Annotated in this window: 16 protein-coding genes; 5 read left to right on the top strand and 11 right to left on the bottom strand. The window is 51.9% G+C overall.

The window, feature by feature from the left end:
- Positions 1 to 397 precede the first annotated feature (397 nt).
- Positions 398 to 976, top strand: coding sequence for a Uma2 family endonuclease (locus tag IX84_RS19830; RefSeq protein ID WP_044224788.1), 579 nt, complete (start codon positions 398 to 400; stop codon positions 974 to 976).
- Between the two features lie 527 nt (positions 977 to 1,503).
- Here IX84_RS19830 and IX84_RS19820 read toward each other — a convergent pair.
- From IX84_RS19820 to IX84_RS19790, 7 genes are all read right to left on the bottom strand, one after another.
- Positions 1,504 to 2,205, bottom strand: a complete 702-nt coding sequence (locus IX84_RS19820) for a DUF2490 domain-containing protein (RefSeq protein WP_044224782.1) — start codon at positions 2,203 to 2,205, stop codon at positions 1,504 to 1,506.
- Between the two features lie 119 nt (positions 2,206 to 2,324).
- Positions 2,325 to 2,975 carry a carbonic anhydrase gene (locus IX84_RS19815; RefSeq protein ID WP_202965276.1) on the bottom strand — a complete coding sequence of 217 codons (651 nt, stop codon included), beginning with the start codon at positions 2,973 to 2,975 and terminating at the stop codon, positions 2,325 to 2,327.
- 204 nt (positions 2,976 to 3,179) lie between these two features.
- Complete coding sequence (locus tag IX84_RS19810) at positions 3,180 to 4,514, bottom strand: aminotransferase class I/II-fold pyridoxal phosphate-dependent enzyme (protein WP_044224779.1); 1,335 nt, start codon at positions 4,512 to 4,514, stop codon at positions 3,180 to 3,182.
- A gap of 139 nt (positions 4,515 to 4,653) precedes the next feature.
- Positions 4,654 to 5,187 (bottom strand): GNAT family N-acetyltransferase, encoded by a 534-nt coding sequence (locus IX84_RS31250; protein WP_081968857.1) that lies wholly within the window; start codon positions 5,185 to 5,187, stop codon positions 4,654 to 4,656.
- Positions 5,188 to 5,461: 274 nt separating this feature from the next.
- A complete protein-coding gene (locus tag IX84_RS19800) occupies positions 5,462 to 7,390 on the bottom strand; it encodes a S9 family peptidase (RefSeq protein ID WP_044224776.1) in 1,929 nt (642 codons plus the stop codon).
- A gap of 293 nt (positions 7,391 to 7,683) precedes the next feature.
- Entirely contained in the window at positions 7,684 to 9,483 is a 1,800-nt protein-coding gene (locus IX84_RS19795; protein ID WP_044224773.1) for a PKD domain-containing protein, read from the bottom strand.
- A 176-nt stretch (positions 9,484 to 9,659) separates the two neighbouring features.
- Positions 9,660 to 10,457, bottom strand: a complete 798-nt coding sequence (locus IX84_RS19790) for a T9SS type A sorting domain-containing protein (RefSeq protein WP_160213836.1) — start codon at positions 10,455 to 10,457, stop codon at positions 9,660 to 9,662.
- Between the two features lie 402 nt (positions 10,458 to 10,859).
- Between IX84_RS19790 and IX84_RS19785 the strand changes: the two genes are divergently transcribed.
- Positions 10,860 to 13,142: a TonB-dependent receptor gene (locus IX84_RS19785; RefSeq protein ID WP_044224769.1), complete on the top strand. Its 2,283-nt coding sequence runs from the start codon at positions 10,860 to 10,862 to the stop codon at positions 13,140 to 13,142.
- A 54-nt stretch (positions 13,143 to 13,196) separates the two neighbouring features.
- Here the strand turns inward: IX84_RS19785 and IX84_RS19780 are convergent, their stop codons facing one another.
- The 3 genes from IX84_RS19780 to IX84_RS19770 all read right to left on the bottom strand — a co-directional run bounded on the left by IX84_RS19780 (position 13,197) and on the right by IX84_RS19770 (position 16,407).
- The gene (locus IX84_RS19780) at positions 13,197 to 14,300 is read right to left on the bottom strand and encodes a slipin family protein (protein WP_044224767.1); all 1,104 of its coding nucleotides are present in this window, start codon (positions 14,298 to 14,300) and stop codon (positions 13,197 to 13,199) included.
- 968 nt (positions 14,301 to 15,268) lie between these two features.
- On the bottom strand, positions 15,269 to 15,967 hold the full coding sequence (locus IX84_RS19775; RefSeq protein ID WP_044224604.1) for an IS630 family transposase: 699 nt from the start codon (positions 15,965 to 15,967) through the stop codon (positions 15,269 to 15,271).
- Positions 15,964 to 16,407 (bottom strand): helix-turn-helix domain-containing protein, encoded by a 444-nt coding sequence (locus tag IX84_RS19770; protein ID WP_044224607.1) that lies wholly within the window; start codon positions 16,405 to 16,407, stop codon positions 15,964 to 15,966. Before IX84_RS19770 ends, IX84_RS19775 begins: the two co-directional genes overlap by 4 nt.
- Positions 16,408 to 16,554: 147 nt before the next feature.
- On the opposite strand from IX84_RS19770, the gene IX84_RS19765 reads away from it, so the two are divergent.
- The 3 genes from IX84_RS19765 (at position 16,555) to IX84_RS19750 (ending at position 19,167) form a co-directional block, all read left to right on the top strand.
- Complete coding sequence (locus IX84_RS19765; protein WP_152605154.1) at positions 16,555 to 17,127, top strand: hypothetical protein; 573 nt, start codon at positions 16,555 to 16,557, stop codon at positions 17,125 to 17,127.
- A 216-nt stretch (positions 17,128 to 17,343) separates the two neighbouring features.
- Positions 17,344 to 18,417 (top strand): transposase, encoded by a 1,074-nt coding sequence (locus IX84_RS19755; RefSeq protein ID WP_044221381.1) that lies wholly within the window; start codon positions 17,344 to 17,346, stop codon positions 18,415 to 18,417.
- A 216-nt stretch (positions 18,418 to 18,633) separates the two neighbouring features.
- Positions 18,634 to 19,167, top strand: coding sequence for a sensor histidine kinase (locus tag IX84_RS19750; RefSeq protein ID WP_152605153.1), 534 nt, complete (start codon positions 18,634 to 18,636; stop codon positions 19,165 to 19,167).
- Positions 19,168 to 19,458: 291 nt separating this feature from the next.
- On the opposite strand, the gene IX84_RS19745 is transcribed toward IX84_RS19750, so the two are convergent.
- Positions 19,459 to 20,277, bottom strand: coding sequence for a DUF4349 domain-containing protein (locus IX84_RS19745; protein WP_044224756.1), 819 nt, complete (start codon positions 20,275 to 20,277; stop codon positions 19,459 to 19,461).
- Positions 20,278 to 20,309: the final 32 nt, after the last annotated feature.

The following is a 20,309-nucleotide window of genomic DNA, read 5'->3' as shown; positions in this document are numbered from 1 at the left end:
AACCCCACAATCAGCGTAAGCGCGCGTTTAGTCATAAGCTACAAGGTTTAACATATCCTGGAAACGGCAGAAAGATACAAATCCTCCTGCAAGCCCGGGCGACTACTGAACGAATGTACGGGCAGCGGGTGTCAATGATGCTGCTGACTGAGTGAGTGTTATGTTTTTTGCATTGACTTCGCCCCACTCCCGTCGTCGCGCTTCCAGCGAGGCGATGGGTTGATATAGGCCAGGGCTTAGGTAACCTATCGCCCAGCGGGAAACTGGACGACAGGATGGGGGCTTTAAATGCTGGGCACTGCTAGTTCTGCCTGTTTCTGAGCTGCAGCACCTGGATAAAATAGCACAGGGAACTTACACTGCCCCCAGATTGTTTACCATTTCAATAAATCGTCAAATGATGGAACAAGCTACCGAGCAAATCCCTAAAAGTCTGGTCTATGAAATGGTTGGCGGCAAGCCCATTTACTACCAAGGCTACAAGGACTACCTGACCGGTAACAAGCAAATGGATGAAATCATGGGTAGCAGCAAACTACAAGCGCTCATTGTTGCAGAGTTGATCTATCTCCTCCGATCCTTTTATGGAAATGAATACCTGATCTTTACGAACGAGCTCGGGCTGCGTTTTGGCAAAAACGCCTGGAGAGCAGCGGATATAGCCGTAATCAAATCGGACTTGGTGGAAGACTTAAACGATCAGTATTTGGATATTCCCCCTGAATTAGTGATCGAGATCGATACCAAAGCAGATCTTCAGGAAGTCCGCAACCCTTTAGGGTACTACCATGAAAAAACAGAGGACCTGATTCAATTTGGCGTAGCCAAAGTCGTTTGGATTTTTACAGATACCCGAAAGGTGCTGATTGCCGAACAAGGCAACAACGCGTGGCGCATTTACGACTGGGAGGATCAGTTGGAAATCACAGAAGGCCTGGCTATAGATATGAAGCGTATTGCTAATCGGGGAAAGTAGTACTTGATGTCGGGTTCAGTCTGCTTCATTGCTTTCGCTAAGAATTATTACGCCCCCCTCCGATGTCATCTTTGACTTTAGCTTGCTTGCCCCCACCACAAAATACTTCTTCCCCGACCGTGAGCAGGAAGCGGTTTGACCAATACCCCGAATGGGCATCCCTGCACCAATGTTCCTTGTGCAAAGGAAGGTCTAGCCGGACCGGTACTACCTAACAAACACACCCTGTACCGAATATACGCAATACGAAGTGGTCACCTACTGGGGCGCTGACGGCCAGCACGGGGAACGATAAATGTCGGGTCTTTGATCCAGACTTCATCGTCTGGGCTTACAGTCCAGACATTCATCGTCTGGAATCTTAGATTTGCGACATCGACCACTAACGAAGCATAGCTTATCAGGGCAAGCGCAAGACACTTCCCAGCGTAAATGCTGACATTAAGTAGGTTTGCTGCGGCAAACCACTTAATCGTCAGTATAAACCGTACAGGGTGCAATTCATTTTTGGCTTTTACGATAAAATCTTATCTAAAGGAGAAGTTATGGTGCGCACTGAATTGTGCCTGCCATTTGCTCCAGTTGGCGGTGGTTTGATTCATAGCACCCAGTTGGATGCGCAGGTTGTCACGCAGCCCGAACCCAATACCAAGATAGGTCCGGTTCCGGTCAAAATATTGCACTTCGCGGCCGTCTCCAATATCGGTTTGACCATTGATGAAAATCTCATTGTACAGGGCCAGGTAGACGACTCCCTTCCCAAAATCGGTGGCATTGAGCGGTACATTCACAAAAATATTGTACCGGTAGCGGGTACGGAAGTCCTGATCCTCCAGCCAGCGTTGCTCCGACCGGAAACGGTGGGTAAGCAGAAAACGGCCACCCAGCCGCTGGGAAAAAATAGCTTCCTGATAAATCCGGTTTTCATGGACCGTGTTGGTGCTTTCTCCCGGTGTGCCCGTTGTGATACTCGCATAGCCCAGTGTGAAGGTTACACCAGCATCCTTTGGGGTGTACGTCAATCCATTTCGGATCAGCACCTGCTCCAGGTCATTGCCGAAGTTCCAGAATCGGAACTGATAATCGCCCTGAATCCCGAAGGGGCCATCTCCAAACCTGGCATTGTAAAAGTACATGTACCAGGCTCCCAGTTTGTCTTCTTCAACAGTTTGGGCCGCAAGCGGGCTGGCAAGCCATGCACACAGCAGTAGTAACAGCAGTTTTTTCATAGGCTATTGAACAAATTTTGGCAGTGACTTGATCGTCTCTTCCAAAAACTCCACCTGACCGGAGTGCAGGTTGTACACTGCGCCGACGATGAGGACTTCACCGTTTGCAAACTTGCGGCTCAGTACCGGTTCCAGACCCGGAGAAGTTCAACCTGCTCCAGTACATTCTTACGAACGGCGGTATCCAGCATGTCATCCTCGCCTGTTGCGTTGTCTTTCGCATAAAGGGAAGCGGGTTTAATGGCATTGATGAGCGTCACCACGTGGCCCGGAGGGTTTTCCGGCAGCTGCATGGCTGCCTTTACGGCTCCGCAGGATTCATGGCCCAGCACAACAATCAGACGGGTATTCAGCACTACCGTGGCGTACTCAATGGTCCCATAAGAAGCTTCAGCCATCACCTGCCCAGCTGTACGGGTAATAAAGAGGTCTCCCACCCCCTGATCAAAAATAATCTCATTGGGCACACGGCTGTCCGCACAGCCAATAATCGTAGCAAAAGGCTTCTGCCCCAGCTCGTTGTTGCGCAGGTCTTCGTCGGTCTGACGCGGTTTGATACTCTTGTTCTCTGCAAAGCGCTTATTTCCATAAATCAGCTTTTTCAATCCGTAGTAGGGATCAAGGTAAGCGCTGTCCCGGTCGGCAAAATACTGATCGGCTTCGAGATCGAGCATCTCCTGAATGGCAGCGCTCTGCTGTGCGTAGGCGTGCGTGAACATGGTGGCCAGGAACAGGAATGCTCCTGACAACAAGGTCTTTGACAGTGTCATATTCATAGTTTGAAGTGAAAAATGACACGCCTAACCTTGGAAATGCAAATGTTGTTTTGACCCCGGATTTTTTAAGAAAATATTAACTAAAAATATTTTTACAAGTCAGAATTTTGTCAGAATTTCTATTTATTAATTTGCAAAAAATGGTAAGAAAAGACACATTGCCACAGTTCTGTAAAAACAAAACTGAAAGGAAGTGAATCAACTGGCCCGGTCTTGAAAAAAAGTCTTCAACCGCTCCAGCGCCACCTCCAAATGGCTCAAAGGCAATGTAGTATACACTATCCTAAACACCCCATACTTCTTATGCTGGAATCCGGCACCGGGCGTCAGCAGTATGCCGGTACTGTGGTAAATGTCCATCCAAAGGTCTTCCTTCCCCTTTTCGCTATCCTCTTTCAGGTATTTGGAAAAATCAGCCCAAACAAACAGGCTGCCGCGGCTGGGGACGTAGGGCACTTCCAACTCCCGAAGGGCCTTGACGACTGCTTTGTAGCTCCCGGTAAGCCGGGCTTTGTTGGTTGCGATGTAGCGCTCCAGGAAGGCGTGGTCTTTCATCAGCTCCCCGATCACCCACTGCGCAAGGTTGGAAACCATCTGCGGGATATTGACATTCCCAAAACCCTTGAGGAAGCTTTCATTCAAGGAATGTACGATACCAAACCGGAACCCTGACATGGCAAAATCCTTGGACAGGGCGTACCAGAGGTGCAGGTAATCGCTTTGAAGCTCCGCCATGAGCTGTGCGAAAGATTGGGGCACCGTTGCCGGCGTATAATCTGCCCGGATGTCACCGTCCTCGATATTCACCAATGATAAGCCGTAAATTTCACTGACAACCAGGTGCACCTCATGTGCCATGCACCACTCGGCAATCTCCCTCAGCTGTTGTTCCGAGTACATGCAGCCGGTGGGATTATCCGGTGAAGTCAGCAGCAGGATTTTGAACCTTTGCCCCTGCCCGCTGATATCCGCCCAGGCAGCATCCAGGTGTGCGGTGGTCAGGGGGGAAAGATCCCCATGATCGGCAGGATGGTGATGCGTTTGCAAATCGTAGCGCTGCAATCCGCTTTTCAAGCCCACATCATTGGTGTACATGGGGTAAGCGGGGGCCGGAATCACCACCACATCCCCCTCATCGGCCAGCATAAACGTACTCACCTCTATGGTCGCTGCAGCACCGGCAGAAAAGGCGATGGAATCAGGCGCAATGGGACATTGGCACAGGTATTGCTCCATAAATGCCGCCACGGTCTCCCGGACTTCCGGGTGCCCATTCGGATCGGTATACTGGAAGGCCCATTCGGGAACAGCGCCCTGCTGCAAAATTTTATCTATGCGCGCCTTCATCATCGGGATCATCAGGGCATTCTCCGCCACATTCAGGGTGAAGTACCCTTCGGGATTCTCCTCCGGATCGTACAGATTTTGAGCAGCTTCAAAGAAGAGGTCCATGTCCACCCGGGCAGCGGAGACCGCCAGGGGAGCCCCTCTCCTGGAAAGGCCGGAAGCCGGTGTTGATTTTTCTATCGCCATTCGAGCTTTGATTTGTGGTTTTGGCCTGGTTCGGGTAAATTGGTAGGACCGTGATCCGCACATCTAAGAATTCGGCCACCTGAATACAGAACACCTAACAAGCTTCTGATGTGCAGAGTTGAGTACTCAGGCCCATCCCCTACCTAAGCCCCCTGTACACCACCACCGGCATTCCGCTGTAATCCGTCTCCTTCCAGGGCAGCAGCCCATTCTTGCGGGCAACGTGCTGACTCGCCAAATTGTCTTTATGGATAATGGAAATGACCTGCTCCACCGGCAGGTGTTCGAAAGCCCAGCTCTTCATCTGTTGCGCCATTTCGGTGCCGTAGCCCTGTCCCCAGTAGCCGGGCATAAGGGAGTAAGCCACTTCGTAAAAAGTTTCCCCGTCCAGGTCACGGGGAATGACGCCCGCCATGCCAATGAGCCCGCCCGCCGATGGCAGCGTAGCCGCCAGGTGCCCAAAACCCGTGTCCCGGTACCGCTCTGCTTGCTTGTGAATCCACCAGGCAGAGAGCTCCATGGGCGTACCGTCCAGAGGCATGCCCAGGAAATGCAGCCGGTCATTACCTGTAAAGAAAACCGACCAGGACGGAATATCTGCTTCCGTGGTTTTGCGGAAGGCCAGCCGGGCACTGCGCTGATTGTAATAGCACTCCATTAGCGGTGCATTCATAATGATCTGGTGACTAAAAAAACGAATAAAACAGACAACCCAAACGGAGATGCCTCCGGCAACTTAACAGGCATAAGACTTCGCAGAATCTGGCCACCGCAGCGGTGCCAGGCAGAATTACACCCCACTCTTCCATAGCAAAACCCACACTAGCCGACTTCGTAGAAGTCACACCTTAGTAACACAAGCAGCACCAATGCTAACCGACTTCGTAGAAGTCGCACATTACGCCCTATATCATGAACTCACCTCAAATTCAATTGCAATCAAAGCCCTAACTCGTCACCAACGCCTCAGGCACCCCCACCTCCAGCGGCTGCATCAGATAAGTCTGCAGGAATAAGATCACCGCCTGATTGTAAAAATCACGATTCGACTTTTTCCGGAAGCCATGCCCCTCATCCTTAGCCAGCAAGTACCACGCCTCTCCCCCATTCGTACGGATTGCCCGCAGCATTTGCTCCGCCTCACTGGCCGGCACCCTTGGGTCATTTTGCCCCTGCACAATAAGCATCGGCTTGGTGATCTTATGAGCATTAGTCGTCGGAGAAATCTGCTCCAGATGCCGGCGCATAGCCGGATCACGCTCATCCCCGTACTCCACCCGGCGAAGATCGCGGCGGTAAGACTTGGTATTCTTCAGGAAGGTAATGAAATTACTGATGCCCACGATGTCAATCCCGCAACAAAGACGGTCGTTGTAATGCGACATGCTTGCCAGCACCATGTAGCCACCGTAGGAACCGCCCATAACCGCCACACGACGGCTGTCCAGTTCGGGCTGCTGTTCAATCCAGTCAAGCAGTGCCCCGATGTCCCGCACAGAATCCTCCCGCTTAAAGCCGTTATCCAGCTTGAGGTAGTGCTTCCCATAGCCCGAAGAGCCCCGCACATTCGGAGCGAGCACAGCCACGCCAAGTTCTTTAAGGTAGTACTGAAAAGCCGGTGAAAAGCCAGGCCGGAACTGACTCTCCGGGCCACCGTGGATGTATATCAGCACGGGCATGGGCGCATCTTGTGGCTCCGGCCGGTAATAAAAGGCAGGAATCTCCCGGTCTTTGCCCCCTACCTGATCAAAAGTCGGATAATGAATGAGCCTGGGCTTGACAAACCCTTTGCGGTCTAACCCACCCACTTCTGAAAAGGTCCACTGCTGCAGGTCCATCGTTTCCACATCCAGCACATAGGCATCGGCCGGCGCCTGAGGCGTATTGATGGTCAGGGCAAGGCGCAGGGCCTTGGGGTGCCAGCGCATATCGGCAATGACGCCTTCCGGGAGGACTTCGACGCGTTCGTAGCGTTCCCGGGCCGTATCGTAAAGGTACAATTCGGAAATGCCGTTCTTATTGATAACAAAGGCCAGCTGTGTGCCATCGGCAGAAAGCTGCAAGCCTTCCACTTCCCAGTCCAGCCCCTGAGTAATCTTTTGCTTCGATTGTGTATCCAGGTCGTAAAACATCAGCCCGCGCCATTCGCTATCGGCATCAGACGTATAGTAAATCCGGCGGCCGTCGGCGGACCAGCTGCCGGAGCGGCAGGCAATATTCGGATCAGCCTGAATGGTCTGCAACATACCCGTCTCCACATCCAGAATATGCAAGTGGCTTTCATTGATCGACCGGTAGTTGATAACGGTCACATACCGCCCGCCTGATGCCCAGGCGACCGGGTACCAATAGCCCTTGCCGGTAAAGGCCAGTCGTTCGCCTGTACCACCTGCCAGGTCGTAGAGGTACAAATCCTGATCAATGCCGTTGCGCTTGGTACTGCTGTAAATAAAAGCGCTGCCCTCCCGGTTCCATACGCCACTGCTGTGCTTGGATTCCCCATCCGTCAGCATTTCGTATTCCTGCTTCCGTAAGTCATAGAAGTACAGCTGATAAGCCTCGTTACCACCGGTATCCCGCGCAAACAGGAACCCCTGACGGTCAGCATCGGGGCAGGTGCGGGCAATATAAACCGGCTCGTCAAAAAAGGTCAGTTGTTTACGGAAGTGCCCGGGGCGGACCACTTCGTGAATCTGTGCAGCTTCTCCAAACCGGGTTGAGATCAGTAACCCACTGCCATCGGGCAGCCAATCGGCCAAAGCCGCCTCGCGCGTCTGCTGATACAATTGTAGCTTGTCTTTCAGCAAGACAGGGATTTCCGGGATGTTCTCAAGTAGAAGGTTGCCTATTTCTTTTCTTCTAATCTCAACTGTCATAATTCAGGGTTCGCAAGAGTACGGTGGGATATTCCACCATCGGACCGACTATCTAAGACCTGGAGTTCAGACTTGCGGTGCCGAATTCAGTTTGGGATTATGCGCAGTGTTCAGCCCGCAAAGCTACACTTTTTTCAGATACCCTGCTGAGTACCAAATCAATAGCTGCTCCGGACCGAACAACGCGCCCTGGCTTTTTAGGTTGCTCTTGCTTGTTTAGCCCCTCAATATATGATTTTTCATATATTTTAACAGTTAAGACACAATCTTTTTTAATCTCAGCTTTCAAAAGCCTATTGAATGACGACCGGGATCGTCTTCCCGCCAGCTTTGGTCTGAATTTGTAAATAATGTACGCCGGTGGCTAATATCGGGAGGTCGAGCCGCAGCGTTTCGCCCACATCGCCCCCTTCCAACCGCCACGATTGCAGCTGTTGACCAAGCGTATTCATCAACCGGATATTCATTGGGCCGCCGGGCATATCCCCGCTGATCCAAACCGGCGCACCGGGGGCAAGCAGCGTTGGGTAAGCCTTTAAAGCCTGAAGCGCCGCCTCTTCCACACTTACCGGCATGCAGTTGGGGAAATCGGGGTCATAGGTCATACTTTGGGTGTATGATCGGCTGCAGCCCGTAAGCGGATTGACTACCTCCAGGGTGTAACTGCCTGAGGTGCTGATGCAGTATTCCAAATCATTGCCGCCTTCCAGGGGCTGCTCATCCAGGTACCACTGCAGCTCGTAGGGATCAGGCAGGGTGTCCGGATCCAGCAGAAAGAGCAGGTTTTGCTCGATCTGGAAGATAGGGAAAGCCGGCAGGTCGTTGAAATCCAGCAAAAGGGTGTCAGAAGTGGCGCTGCAGCCATCAGCATTGGTGTACGTGACCCAGTAGAAGCCGCTTTCGCCCACAGAGAGCAGATCGCCATTCGCCTCAAACAGGGGCACTGTGTCGAGGTACCATTGGGTGTTTTCGGTGTAGTTGGTCATCAGCGTCAGGGAGTCGCCATCGCAGAGATCCTCACCGCTATAGCCCTGCAGTTCGGGCTTTTCCGGTTGCTCGTAGACTGTTATGATGCCTTCGGAGCGGATGGTGTCAACAGGATTGATGATGGTAATGTCTACCGTAGCGCCATCGTCTTCCAGCTCCCCGTTTGAAGTCTTCACAAAGCCAAAAACGCCGCAGACGTCATCGCCTCCGTCCAGCCCCTGATCGTCATCCACGACCTGAATCTGGTAGGGGCCGTTTTCGATGAAAATGCCAGGCGCAAAAACAACAGGCAGACTGGCATTCTGCACGACATCAGAGGCAAAAATTTTGTCGCCCAGCGGGTTGTAGACTTCCAAAACGAGGTCGGGCGCGCCCCCGAAGATATCGTTGCAGTCCACATCCGTGATGACCACCTCCGTCAGCTGATGCCCGAAGGTGTCCACAATCGCCTGATAGCTTACGCCGTACTCGCCGGGTGTATCGTAAACCTGCGTGCCCGGATTTTCAGCGGTGGAGCTTTGCCCGTTGCCGAAGTCCCAGATATAGCTGAAGCCATCGGTGCCGTTGGAAGGCACATTATTGATAAAGTTCGCCACCACTTCTCCGCAACCCGAGGTATTGTCGATAGTAAAGCCTTCTGAAATGACCTGTCCGGGCAGGATAAGAATAGGAATGGTCACCGCCGAGGTCTGCGTAGCCACCAAAACCTGAGCCGAAATGATGACTTCCACCTCATACAGCCCCGGAATCAGAGGCGTCCCGCAGAAGCGCACACAGCCATCCGTCACCTCACTAACGTCGAAGGCCAGCTGATTGGCTTCCCACTGCAGCCCAGGCGGCACATTCGCCACAGAGCTGATCGTCATTTGGGAAATTGGGAGCCCCGGAGGCGTATCCGGGTCGGTGGCATTAACCGGCGTGGTGGTTTGGGGCAGGCGGAACGACAGGTCTTCGCTGTAAAATTGACCGACCTGCCCGTCCGGGGCAGCCGAAATGTAGATGGTATCCTCCGGGAGAGCGGGGAGATTGACCGTACAGCCGGGGCAGTTGGCTTTCGCCGAAAGGCTAAGCCCCCAAAGCAGGATGGTTAGGTATAAGTACTTCATGTCCTTCTGAATTTTAAATAACAAGACCGCCCTTGTGCAGCACAAGGCGCTGTACAAGAACGGTTTGCCAGTAAAGAAAATTTTATAGGGTGTCGGAGCGGGGCTTCACGCTGCAGGGTGGGCAGCACCCCGCTCCTTGTCAGAAGGACTGAATTCTTGGAGACCCGGCAGGGGTACTACCGGTTAATAATCATTTTGGAAGTAGCGGCGTGGCGGCCATCGGTGATACCGTAAAGGTACATGCCTTCTGCCAGTTGGCTACCGTTGAAGTCGATATGGTTTTCACCTTCGATCAGCTGAATTTGCTGTTGGTGCACCTGACGACCCAGCAAATCCGTAACGAAGAACTGGTACATGCCCGACTGTTTGGCATCCACCACCACCTGCGTGAGGTCCCCGAATGGGTTGGGGCGGTTGCTCAGCTCAAAGTCAGCTGCAAAGGCCTCGTTGGTGTTGGAGAAGCAGTTGGTGCCGCCTTCTTCCTTTACAAAAAGATAGTAGTGGGCATCTGCCTCCAGATCGCCCGGGACCGTAACTTGAAGTTCGAGCCCGGCATTAATAACTGCTGCGATCGTCAGGTCATGCTGTCCTACTTCATCAGCCGTGGCTGTACCAGACACCAGGATGCAGCCTTTAGTCTCGGCGGCAAACACGCAGTTGGGCGGATTACAAACATAATCCATAGAGGCCGGCAAGTTATCAATCCCATCTTCCGCAGGGATGCTCACATCAATGAGCGGCACTTCAAACCCGCTCACATTGTAAATTGCCGGAATATTGAATGTAAAGACAAACTCATATGGGCTGCCTACGCATGCCGTATCTTTGATGCCTCCGTCAGGACGGAGCATTTCATTGTAAGGCAGTGGAGCAACCACCACCGAATCCGGAACTGTTTCGTCCGGCTGGCAATCCTGTGCGTACCCAACGCTGGCGAGGATAACCCCCAAGAAAATCAGTACAATTCGATTCATAATCGTGTTGTTTGGTAAAGAATTAGAGTTGATGAATGTAGGTTTTGTGTAGGTCATGGATCAAGCTTTTTTGTCAGATCAAAGAGCGCCCGGAACCTAGTAGCCTAAGCTACTAAGGTGAGGACGTGATGCAGAGCTGGCAGAAAAGATGAATCATGGGCACATAAAATTTACTTTTATCAACTCTATTTAGCTGCCGAAGTTAGAAAACTTTTGGGAAAGCTAAATGGATTTATTGGAATCTGTCGGCTGCGTGCAAAGCGATTTTTTTCAGGAACTTGCTTGTCAAGTAACACGAATGCCTTAGATTTGTGCTTCCACACGCCCTGAAATTAGCACCCTGAACATTTTGGAGATCATCCACAGCCACTACTTTTAAGTGCTGTGCCTAATTCATTGCATATGACCAAGTACTACCTTCTGCTAATTTTTCTGTCCTTTTCCGCTTTCCTTACCGCTCAGCAAACCCTGCTCACCGGCCGGGTGACGGACGCCAAAACCGGGGAGCCTCTGATTGCAGCGACCATCAGCCTGCAAGGTCAGGGTACGGTAACCAACTTCGATGGGTTCTACGAGCTGGAGGCCGATGCAGGCAAACACCTCCTGAAAGCCAGCTATGTGGGTTATGAAACCTATGAAACAGAAGTAAACCTACCGGAAGGGGGCACCATTGAGCTAAATATGGCGCTTGATCCCCGCGCTACCGTGCTCGAAACCGCTACCGTAACCAGCGGTAAATTCGAAAAGCCGCTCAGCAAGGTGACCGTCTCCCTGGAAGTCCTTCAACCTGACCTGATTGAGAACACGGGCAAGGTATCCATTGACGAGGCGCTGGAGAAACTGCCGGGCGTCACCATCATCGACGGGCAGGCGAATATCCGGGGCGGCTCGGGCTATTCACAAGGCGCTGGCAGCCGGGTGCTGCTGCTGGTGGATGATATTCCTATCCTATCTGCCGATGCCGGCTTCCCCAACTGGGACGATGTGCCGATCGAAAATATCGCGCAGGTGGAAGTGGTCAAGGGCGCGGGCTCGGCTTTATACGGCTCTTCCGCACTCAACGGCATCATCAACGTCCGTACAGCTTACGCCAAATCAGCACCGGAGACCGAAGCAGCGGTCTTTTACACCCATAATTTCAGCCCCGAAGATGAACGTCTGAAATGGTGGGATACCGCACCGCGCACCATCGGAGCGAGTGTGGCCCACCGCCGTAAGATGGGCAAGCTGGACCTGGTTATGGGCGGCTATTACCTGAATGAAGAGAGTTACAACGAAGGAGCATTCCGCCGCACCGGCCGCTTCAATGTAGGCACCCGCTATCGCGCTACCGACCGCCTGACCATCGGGCTGAATGCCAATATTAATGCCGGGGAGACCGCCTCCTTTTTTTATTGGGCCAGCGATACCGCCGCTTATCAGCCGGGGCCCAATACGCTCGGTGGCCGCCGCCGGTTGCGCTACAATATAGACCCAACTGTCACCTACTACGATGGCGCCAACAACCGCCACCGCATCCTGAGCCGCTTCTACAATATCGACAATGAGAACGACCTTAATCAGAGCAATTTCTCGGATATGTTCTACGCGGAGTATCAGTTCCAGCGCCGGATGGCAGCAGCAGACCTGGTCTTCACAGCCGGCCTGGTCGGATCAGGCACGGATATCGAAGCGGAGCTGTACGGCGACACCACCTTCACCTCCCGCAACCTGGCGGCCTACGCCCAATTCGATAAGGAGTTTTTTGGCAAACTGAATGCGTCGGTAGGGTTCCGCTACGAGCGTAATGTGCTGCGCAATCCGGGATTCGAGTACGATGGCGGCACGGTGGACCCTTCCGATGAGGAGGAAGCCAAACCCGTGGCGCGCCTCGGGCTCAACTATCAGGCCGGCAAGGCGACCTTCCTGCGGGCGAGCTGGGGACAGGGCTACCGCTACCCTACCGTAGCTGAAAAATATATCGTGACAGAAGCCGGCGCGCTACGCATTGTACCCAATCCCACCTTGCAATCTGAAACCGGCTGGACAGCAGAATTAGGCGTTAAGCAAGGCTTCCGGATTTCCAATTTTGAAGGGTTTCTGGACTTTGCGGTTTTCCGCTCCCGCTACTTTGATATGATGGAGTTCAATATCGTAGGCTTTAGTTTTCAGGCCATCAATATCGGGGATACCCAGATTGATGGATTCGAAGTCACCGCCGCTGGCAGAGGCGAAATTTTAGGTCTTCCGGTAAGCTTACTAGCTGGATACACCTACGTTGATCCGCGTTTTGAAGCCTTTGATACGACCCGCGTCCCTGCCGGCCAAGACCGCACACAGGGGCAAATCAACGCCAACAATTCGTCTTTAGATGAGAATATCCTGAAGTACCGCTCCCGCCACCTGTTCAAGCTCGACCTGCAGGCGGATTACAAAAAGGCGTCTTTTGGCGTTGAGACGTTCTACAACAGCCAGATCGAAGCCATTGATGCGGCATTCCTGCTGTTCATCAACGGGCTGCGGGACTTCCGGGAGCGCAACGACCGGGGCTTTACCGTGGTCAACCTCCGCGGCAGCTATAAGCTCACCGAGTCTGTTAAACTTTCCCTGCTGCTCAACAACCTGCTCAATGAAGCCTACTCGCCCCGGCCGGGCATTATGGAAGCGCCCCGCAATTTGACGATGAGACTGGACTTTGATTTCTAAGCGAATTGAAAAAGGGCTGCCCAAAACTGAGCAGCCCTGCAAGCAAACCCTTGTCTACTTTTTATCCGCGATAAAAAGCTCGCGCAACTGATCAATCACCTGTCCGCCACCGGAGACAGAAAGGCTGTTGATCTTCTCAGCGATCTTCTCCACGTACTCCATCTCCTTGAGGCGGAGCAGCATGGCGTTGTCCTCCATCAGCTTAGCGGAGTTGAGCAGGCTACGGGTGGCAGCTGCTTCGTCCCGCCGGAGGATGGTATTGGCCTGAGTCTGCTTTTCAGCCACGAGGACCCGGTTCATGATCTCCCGGATTTCGCCGGGCAGGATGATGTCCCTCAGGCCTCCGGATAAAACGGCTACCCCCAGGCTTTCAGCGGCTTCAACCAGTTCGTCCCTTATACTGGTGTAAACGGCGTCCTTGTCCGCCAGGATTTCATCCAGCGTTCGGGTGCCCACATAAGACCGCAGTGCTAATTGCACCAACAGGTACAATTGGCGGGGCATATCGCTCACTTCCAGCAATGCCCGCTCCACATCCGTAATGCGGTATTGCAATTGGAAGTTGAGCCGGATGCCCACCCGGTCTTTGGTGAGGATTTCCTGACCGCTGACTTCCATCGTCTGCACCCTCAGGTCGGCCAAAAGCACTTTCAGGTCCTCAGCCGTTTTCCAGAAGTAGTGCCGTCCGGCAGACAGCTTTTGCTTCAGTTCACCGTCAATCAGCAACAGCCCGGTCTCATAAGCAGCCACATCATACCGGTGTACCTGACGGAAAACCACCAATTTGGTGAGCAACTCTGGTTCGATAACGGCCCCGACTTCATCCTTGCGGGTATCTACCATCCGGAAGTCGTAGTCGATACCAGACTTCCAGTAGACATGGCGCCCTGGCAACAACAGGTTGTGGAACAGCCCGTCCCGGTACTCCAGGCAACGCTCGTGGTCCTTTACTTCTACCAGGTGGACTTCAGCCCGAAAGCGCTCATCCTCCAGCAAAATGCTCAGGTCAACAGGCAAAACTAATGGCGTGGTCCGGTCGAACACCAGCAATTCCTGCCTCCAGCCCACTACATGCCAACCTTCGAGGCGCACGCCTACAAAGGACTTGCCCCGGAACAACAGGCCAACCTCATGACGGCTGATCGTTACGAATTTCATGACTTGGTTTTTTGCAGTTGTGAACTATTTAAAAATTTTGATTCCTTACAAAACGTACAGCAACGGCGCCTCAATCCCAGGGATACGAGCCCGGCATTCAGTCTGTGGCAGCCTGTACAGTTGAGCCTTGACAACCCTGCCGAATTCCCGGGGATTACCATAGCCCGCCGCCCCGTAATGCAACAGGCGTACCTGCTACCCACGGCGCTGCGAAAAAGACATTTGGTACATTGTATGACAGTTTCCCGTCGGAGCAGCACCAAAAGCCTTTCCAAGTGCACAGCCTCCGGCAGACGGTATCCTGCCCAACCGGTAGCCCTTCGGATGGTGAATCGCTTACAGCCTGACTATAAAATCCACGGGCATCCGCTGCTGCACGTACGGTCCAGGTTTTTTACAGGGAAGAACCTGAGAACTTCCAGATGGATTATCAGTCCATTGCCCAAAATGGCGTTTGGTACAGGGCAAAGCCCCGTGAAAACAAGTACTGTGTTCTAACCAGCTGAACTATGGCACGATTAAGCGCCAGATGGATTCGAACCATCGACCGCAGTATCCAGATGCTTGCATAAACCCTATCGCACCAAACGGTATACCCTACCCCACACAGGCGGGCACCAGAGCGCTGTACAGAAACGCTGCTACGGTTCGGATACAATATGGCTTACTTCTTTAGAGCGTGAAATCTATACGCCCTGATGTATTTTTGAAGGGTTATTTGCTGTTGTCAGACATACATACAGCAGGCGGGAAAGAAAAATTCCCAGAGCCAGCATTTTTTTTAAAAAAAATGGAGGCTGGATGAACGCCTCATCCAACCTCCTTCCGTAATTAATTGCACAAATTAATGGTCTGGAGCTTGTGCTGCCATTACCCCTGACTTGCCCGGAATGAGGTAAGCCAGGGGCGGCACTTCATTTTATCTAGTGGTCTGTCAACATAAAAGATGGGGGTTGGCTATGGAAGGCTCATGTCTTGACTTTAGGATAGACCGCCTTGAGTTTGATGCGAGCATCACCGACTTTCATTTGCCAGTCAACTTCCCGTTGAGTTAGATTGACATCCGTCGCCCATGCTGCTATTTCTTCTTGTAGCGTTTCCAATGTCCCTATTCGCCGGTTTTTGAGGCACTGCCTTGTCATTGCGCTAAGCTCATTCTCTGCAATATTAAGCCAGCTGCCATGTTTTGGTGTGTACACAAAATGGATGCGCTTGACATAGGCTCTTGCTTTTTCAGGCGTGAACACCTCATAGAATGCCCCTTTAGTGTGGGTGTTCAGATTGTCACAAACTAGTGTGACCTGTTTGCAGTCAACGTATCGGGTATCAAGCAGCTGTGCAACTTCTAAGGCCCAGTCGGCTTTGGTCCGCTGATCGCGTGCTGTGGCTTGGCGCCAGCCTGCCAAGGGTTCGCAAAACATAAAGATACTGGCTGTCCCAGCCCGCTCGTATTCATAGTCGACCCGTTTAGGGCGTGCTTTAGTAGCCTCAATGGGCTTGCGTGTCTCCTTTACGAGCTGGACTGGCTGTTCATCCATGCACACCATCGGGCGCAGAGGGTCGTAGGGCAATTCGTAGGTATCTAGCACCTCTTCCATACACGCCACAAACTCTGCGTCTGTTTCTGGTGGGATAACCCAATACTCAAGGCTCTGCTGCGAATTCATACCGTTTTTTTTAGCGTATTGCGTACCGTCTCGTGGCTGATCTGCTCAACCACTCCCAATTCCACCACCTTGCGGGCAAGCAGCCGCAAAGACCAGTTGGCATAGCCTTTGGGAGCAGCCCCAAGCCGCATGGCAATGATGGACGCCTCCTGTTTTCCATCAAGCAGCTTGGGGTTTGGTGGGGTGTCCCGCTTTTTACGGTTCAAACATTCCGAAAAACCATGCTCAACGAAGCGCCTGCGTGTATTTTCTACAGTGCTGACGCGGCAGCGGTAAGCCTCCGAGATTTGCTTATCGGGCCAGTTCGCGCCGTTAACGTCGGCCTGTAGAAGAATTTGAGCCCGACGTACTTTTTGATTGCTCCCTTTTAGCTGTGTAGTGACCCGCAGAGCTTCTTCGCGCTCTGATTCGCTTAGCCTGATAATGTATTTTTTATTCATCGCAACTGAGGTTCGTTGCAGGTAAGTTCAACCTTTTAGATGTCTTTTCCAACCCCTATCTTTAACTTTGACAGACCACTAGACTCTGCCTTGCACTATGGGCAATTGTGCATACAAAACCTGGACCGGCTGGATAAACGCTTGAATATGAAAACAGCCGGCTTTGCCTACATCACCGTTGCGGAGTTATACATCGAAAAACTTCAGCAACCCGAGCGCGCCAAACCGCTGCTGGATAGCGCCTTCCTGTATGTGGAGGGGCTTTACATAAACAAGGTCAAGGTGTCCTTAGGGAAATACTACCTCGCCATCGGCGCCCTGAAGCAGACCGGAACCATAGTCCGGGAATTACAGGAAGCGGACATTAAATCTCAAACAACCAGACTGCGGGCGCTGGAACTGGCCGAGCAGTACTACACCACCATCGGAGATTTTGAATCAGCGCTGGCATCCGTCAAAATTATACAGCAAGCGGATGCCGAACTTTTCAATGAGGAAAAAGCACGTCTGACTGCTTTTTACAGCGCCAAATTCAAAAATCAAAAGCAGCAGGAAGATATCCGGCAATTACAGTATCAAAAGCGGATTGCACAATGGAAATACCAAACCTGGATTATTATCTTTGTCTTGGTCAGTCTACTTGCTCTCAGCGTAGCGACCTTTCTGGCGCTAAAGTCAGGCGAAGGAAAAAATTTGCTGAAATCCTGCAGCGGGAAGTAGAGGTCAAAACGCAATTCATTGCCGTACACTTTTAGCTCGGCAAAAAGTTCATTGAAAGTTTGGAAAGAGAGATTCATTGCCGTACACTTTTAGCTCGGCAAAAAGTTCATTGAAAGTTTGGAAAGAGAGACAGAAAAAATAAGGGTTTTCTGAGATTTTAAAAATCTTTGCAGAAAACCCTTTCAAAATGCCGTTCTGCAAAGATCTAAAAAATGGTTGATAAAGCATCAATCTGAGGTTCCACAAGGCAACGCCTTGCGTCGATTAACCGTCTTATCTGGTTTATTAGGTGCCTTAATCAAAGGTGGCCGGGCATCTTTATCAGAGTTGGGCCGCCATATGGAAGACCCCACTGACCTGGAAAGTCGGGTCAAGAAGGCCAAGCGTTGGTTGCAAAATAAGTGGACCGATGTCACGGTACACTTTATACCCTACCTTCTTCCGATTCTCCACTCTCTGAGCAAGGCTGGAGAGTTAGTTCTGGCCATCGATGGCTCCTGTGTGGGCAAAGACTGCATGGCGCTGATGGTCAGTGTAATCTGGCGCAGGCGAGCCATTCCCATTTGTTGGGTAGTTCGTAAAGCTCCCAAAGGCCATTTCCCGGAACACATGCACGTGGCCATTATCGGTCAAGTGGCGATGCTTATGGACAGTATCCTGGAACAGGATTGCCGGATTTTCCTGCTGGGAGATGCCGAATTCGACGGCTGCGAGTTGCAACAGTCTTGTTTGGCTCACGGTTGGGAGTACGTGCTAAAAACGGCGAAGGATACTTTGGTAGCCGATCATCCGAACATGGAGAATGCTTCGGCTTTTGGCCATTTGGCCGCAAGTATCGGTCAAAAAAGCTTGTTCCTGCCCCAAATGTATGTGACTAAGCAAGGGTTTGGGCCAGTCAATGTCTTGTTCTGGCATGACCGGACCCGATATGACCGACCTTTGTATCTGTTGACCAGCTTGGAATATGGCCCACAAGCCGAAACATATTACCGAAAGAGGTATCACATTGAAACCTTTTTCGGCGATATCAAATCTCGCGGATTCCACATTCATAAAACCAGGATTGAAGAGCCTCAAACCTTGTTCAATCTCTTGATCGTGGCTAGCCTGGCTTTCATCATCTGTATCTTGTTCGAGTTTGATGCCCGAACCTCAGCTCAGTTGGGCAAATTCTGCCGTAAAGACCGAATCGATAGCTTGTCCGTGTTTCAGATTGGACTGAGGGCTGTCCGATTTTATGTCAGGCATGCTATGAATCTTTCTTTCCAATTTTCAAAGAACTTCCCGTGAAATAAAAGTGTACGGCAATGAAAAACGCAAGACCTGAAAACGATCGACGATCTGCTGGCCAATAAAGAAGATAAACTGAATACCTTTAACTATACCGTGAGCCACGATCTGAAGGCGCCGCTCTCCTCTGCCTTAAACTTCGCCGAACTGATCTAAATAGAAGCAAAAGACACCCTTAACATCGGTGCCCGGCAGTCTCTTGACCATTTACAGCGCGTGCTGACCCATATGAAGGAAATGGTGGAAGACGTATCGCTCTATTTAACAGCGGATGAAATGGAGTTGCAGCCTGAAAAGATCTCAACTGAAACCCTAACGAACGATATTTTCAACCAATTGAAACACTATTATCCTGATCTCCTGAAACGATACCGTTTCACGATCCAGTCTCCCCTGCCGGACTGCTACTTCGACCCCCTACTCTTTCGTCAGGTCATGACTAACCTGCTGAGCAATGCCGTCAAAGCTACCCGGTCCGTGGATCATCCGCAGATTCAGGTTACCGGACAAAAGAAGGATGGAACAGTCATCCTGGCGGTAAAAGACAACGGCATAGGCATCCCGCTCCAAAATCGAGAACGACTTTTTGAATTGTTCAAGTCTGTGCATACCCGGGATCGTTTCCCCGGGACGGGTGCCGGGCTGGCTATTGTCAAACGTATTATGGAACGGCATGAAGGCAGTGTTTCAGTAGAAAGCATGGGCGAAGGGCGTGGTACCACTTTCACCCTCCGCTTTCCTTTACCATAAACCACACCCTATCAAAAATCAGCCCCGCCGCTGACCCCTGTCAACGCTCCCGGCCGCTGTTCCGCTTACCTTGAAGTTAATTCATCACCAAAATCGACAATCATGACAGGCGGAACTTTTTCTTTGATGATACTCTTTGCAATAATCCTGTTTGTGGTGCCTATGATGATGGGCTTTTCAGGCCGTAACCGGCTAGGATAGACTGTGTCGGATTCCCCCTTTGCAGCACCTCACAGGCCGACTGCCAAATCTGACCGGATACAGGTTGAGCAACTCCATCTTGTTGTAGTGCTATCGCTTTGACCGGCGCCGGCGCCACCACCAAATGAGCAGTGCCAGTAGAATCAGTACGGGCCAGGCAGTAATGGCACCGAGTACCAGGTTCTTCAGCAGCCCCCATCCATCTGCAAAAGCCATCGCTATTTTACTGCCAAAGCTGCGCTGGGCAATACCCGCTGAGCTGGTCTCGTACAAAGTCAGGTAAATGGTGCTCCGGTCTACCTGCTGCTTCAGGTAACGGAACTGAGCCTCCATAGACTCCACCTCCTCGATGACCTGTCGCAGGTTGTTCTCCACAGCCAGCACGTCGTTTACATTCCGGGCTTCCGCCAAAAGCTCCTGGTAACGGGCAATGACGGCACGCTTGGATGCCAGCCGGGTTTCAAGGTCAACGTACTGCCGCGTAACATCCTCCGCATTAACCGAACGAGAGTCAATTTGCAGCGCCAGCCCCTCCAGGGCATTGAGCATGGAGTCCAGTTGTGCAGGTGCCAGCCGGATCACCAGCTGATTCTCCAGTTGCTGCCCGTACTGCCGTTCTTCCTCGGATGTAATTTCGGCCTCAAATGCCGTGATGACCTGCTTCGCCTTCCTAATCGCCTCCTCGTAGTCGGCCACTTCCATCCGCAACCGGGCCGTGCGGATCACTTTCTTTTCCGGGACAGCCTCACCAGGCCCGCCACCAGACTTAGCTTCGGTGGTTTGATCAGGAATAGCCTGAGCTTCCTCCATGGCATAGGAATAATCTGAGGAGCCGGAGCGTCCGTCACAGGCCATAGCTGAAAAAGCCAGTACGAATAATGGGATCAGGGTGCGAAGTGTCATTTTCATGGTTTTCAGGTTTGGATGTACAGGTATTTGAT

The organism is Phaeodactylibacter xiamenensis, from assembly GCF_000759025.1.
GTDB lineage: Bacteria > Bacteroidota > Bacteroidia > Chitinophagales > Saprospiraceae > Phaeodactylibacter > Phaeodactylibacter xiamenensis.
The sequence above is the reverse complement of the archived record's forward strand: the minus strand, read 5'-3'. Positions and strand labels throughout refer to the sequence as shown.

Excerpts from the sequence above, each read along its gene's own strand:
- IX84_RS19830 (WP_044224788.1), top strand. The coding sequence starts at position 398 with ATGATGGAACAAGCTACCGAGCAAATCCCTAAAAGTCTGGTCTATGAA.
- IX84_RS19820 (WP_044224782.1), bottom strand. The coding sequence starts at position 2,205 with ATGAAAAAACTGCTGTTACTACTGCTGTGTGCATGGCTTGCCAGCCCG.
- IX84_RS19815 (WP_202965276.1), bottom strand. The coding sequence starts at position 2,975 with ATGACACTGTCAAAGACCTTGTTGTCAGGAGCATTCCTGTTCCTGGCC.
- IX84_RS19810 (WP_044224779.1), bottom strand. The coding sequence starts at position 4,514 with ATGGCGATAGAAAAATCAACACCGGCTTCCGGCCTTTCCAGGAGAGGG.
- IX84_RS31250 (WP_081968857.1), bottom strand. The coding sequence starts at position 5,187 with ATGAATGCACCGCTAATGGAGTGCTATTACAATCAGCGCAGTGCCCGG.
- IX84_RS19800 (WP_044224776.1), bottom strand. The coding sequence starts at position 7,390 with ATGACAGTTGAGATTAGAAGAAAAGAAATAGGCAACCTTCTACTTGAG.
- IX84_RS19795 (WP_044224773.1), bottom strand. The coding sequence starts at position 9,483 with ATGAAGTACTTATACCTAACCATCCTGCTTTGGGGGCTTAGCCTTTCG.
- IX84_RS19790 (WP_160213836.1), bottom strand. The coding sequence starts at position 10,457 with ATGAATCGAATTGTACTGATTTTCTTGGGGGTTATCCTCGCCAGCGTT.
- IX84_RS19785 (WP_044224769.1), top strand. The coding sequence starts at position 10,860 with ATGACCAAGTACTACCTTCTGCTAATTTTTCTGTCCTTTTCCGCTTTC.
- IX84_RS19780 (WP_044224767.1), bottom strand. The coding sequence starts at position 14,300 with ATGAAATTCGTAACGATCAGCCGTCATGAGGTTGGCCTGTTGTTCCGG.
- IX84_RS19775 (WP_044224604.1), bottom strand. The coding sequence starts at position 15,967 with ATGAATTCGCAGCAGAGCCTTGAGTATTGGGTTATCCCACCAGAAACA.
- IX84_RS19770 (WP_044224607.1), bottom strand. The coding sequence starts at position 16,407 with ATGAATAAAAAATACATTATCAGGCTAAGCGAATCAGAGCGCGAAGAA.
- IX84_RS19765 (WP_152605154.1), top strand. The coding sequence starts at position 16,555 with ATGAAAACAGCCGGCTTTGCCTACATCACCGTTGCGGAGTTATACATC.
- IX84_RS19745 (WP_044224756.1), bottom strand. The coding sequence starts at position 20,277 with ATGAAAATGACACTTCGCACCCTGATCCCATTATTCGTACTGGCTTTT.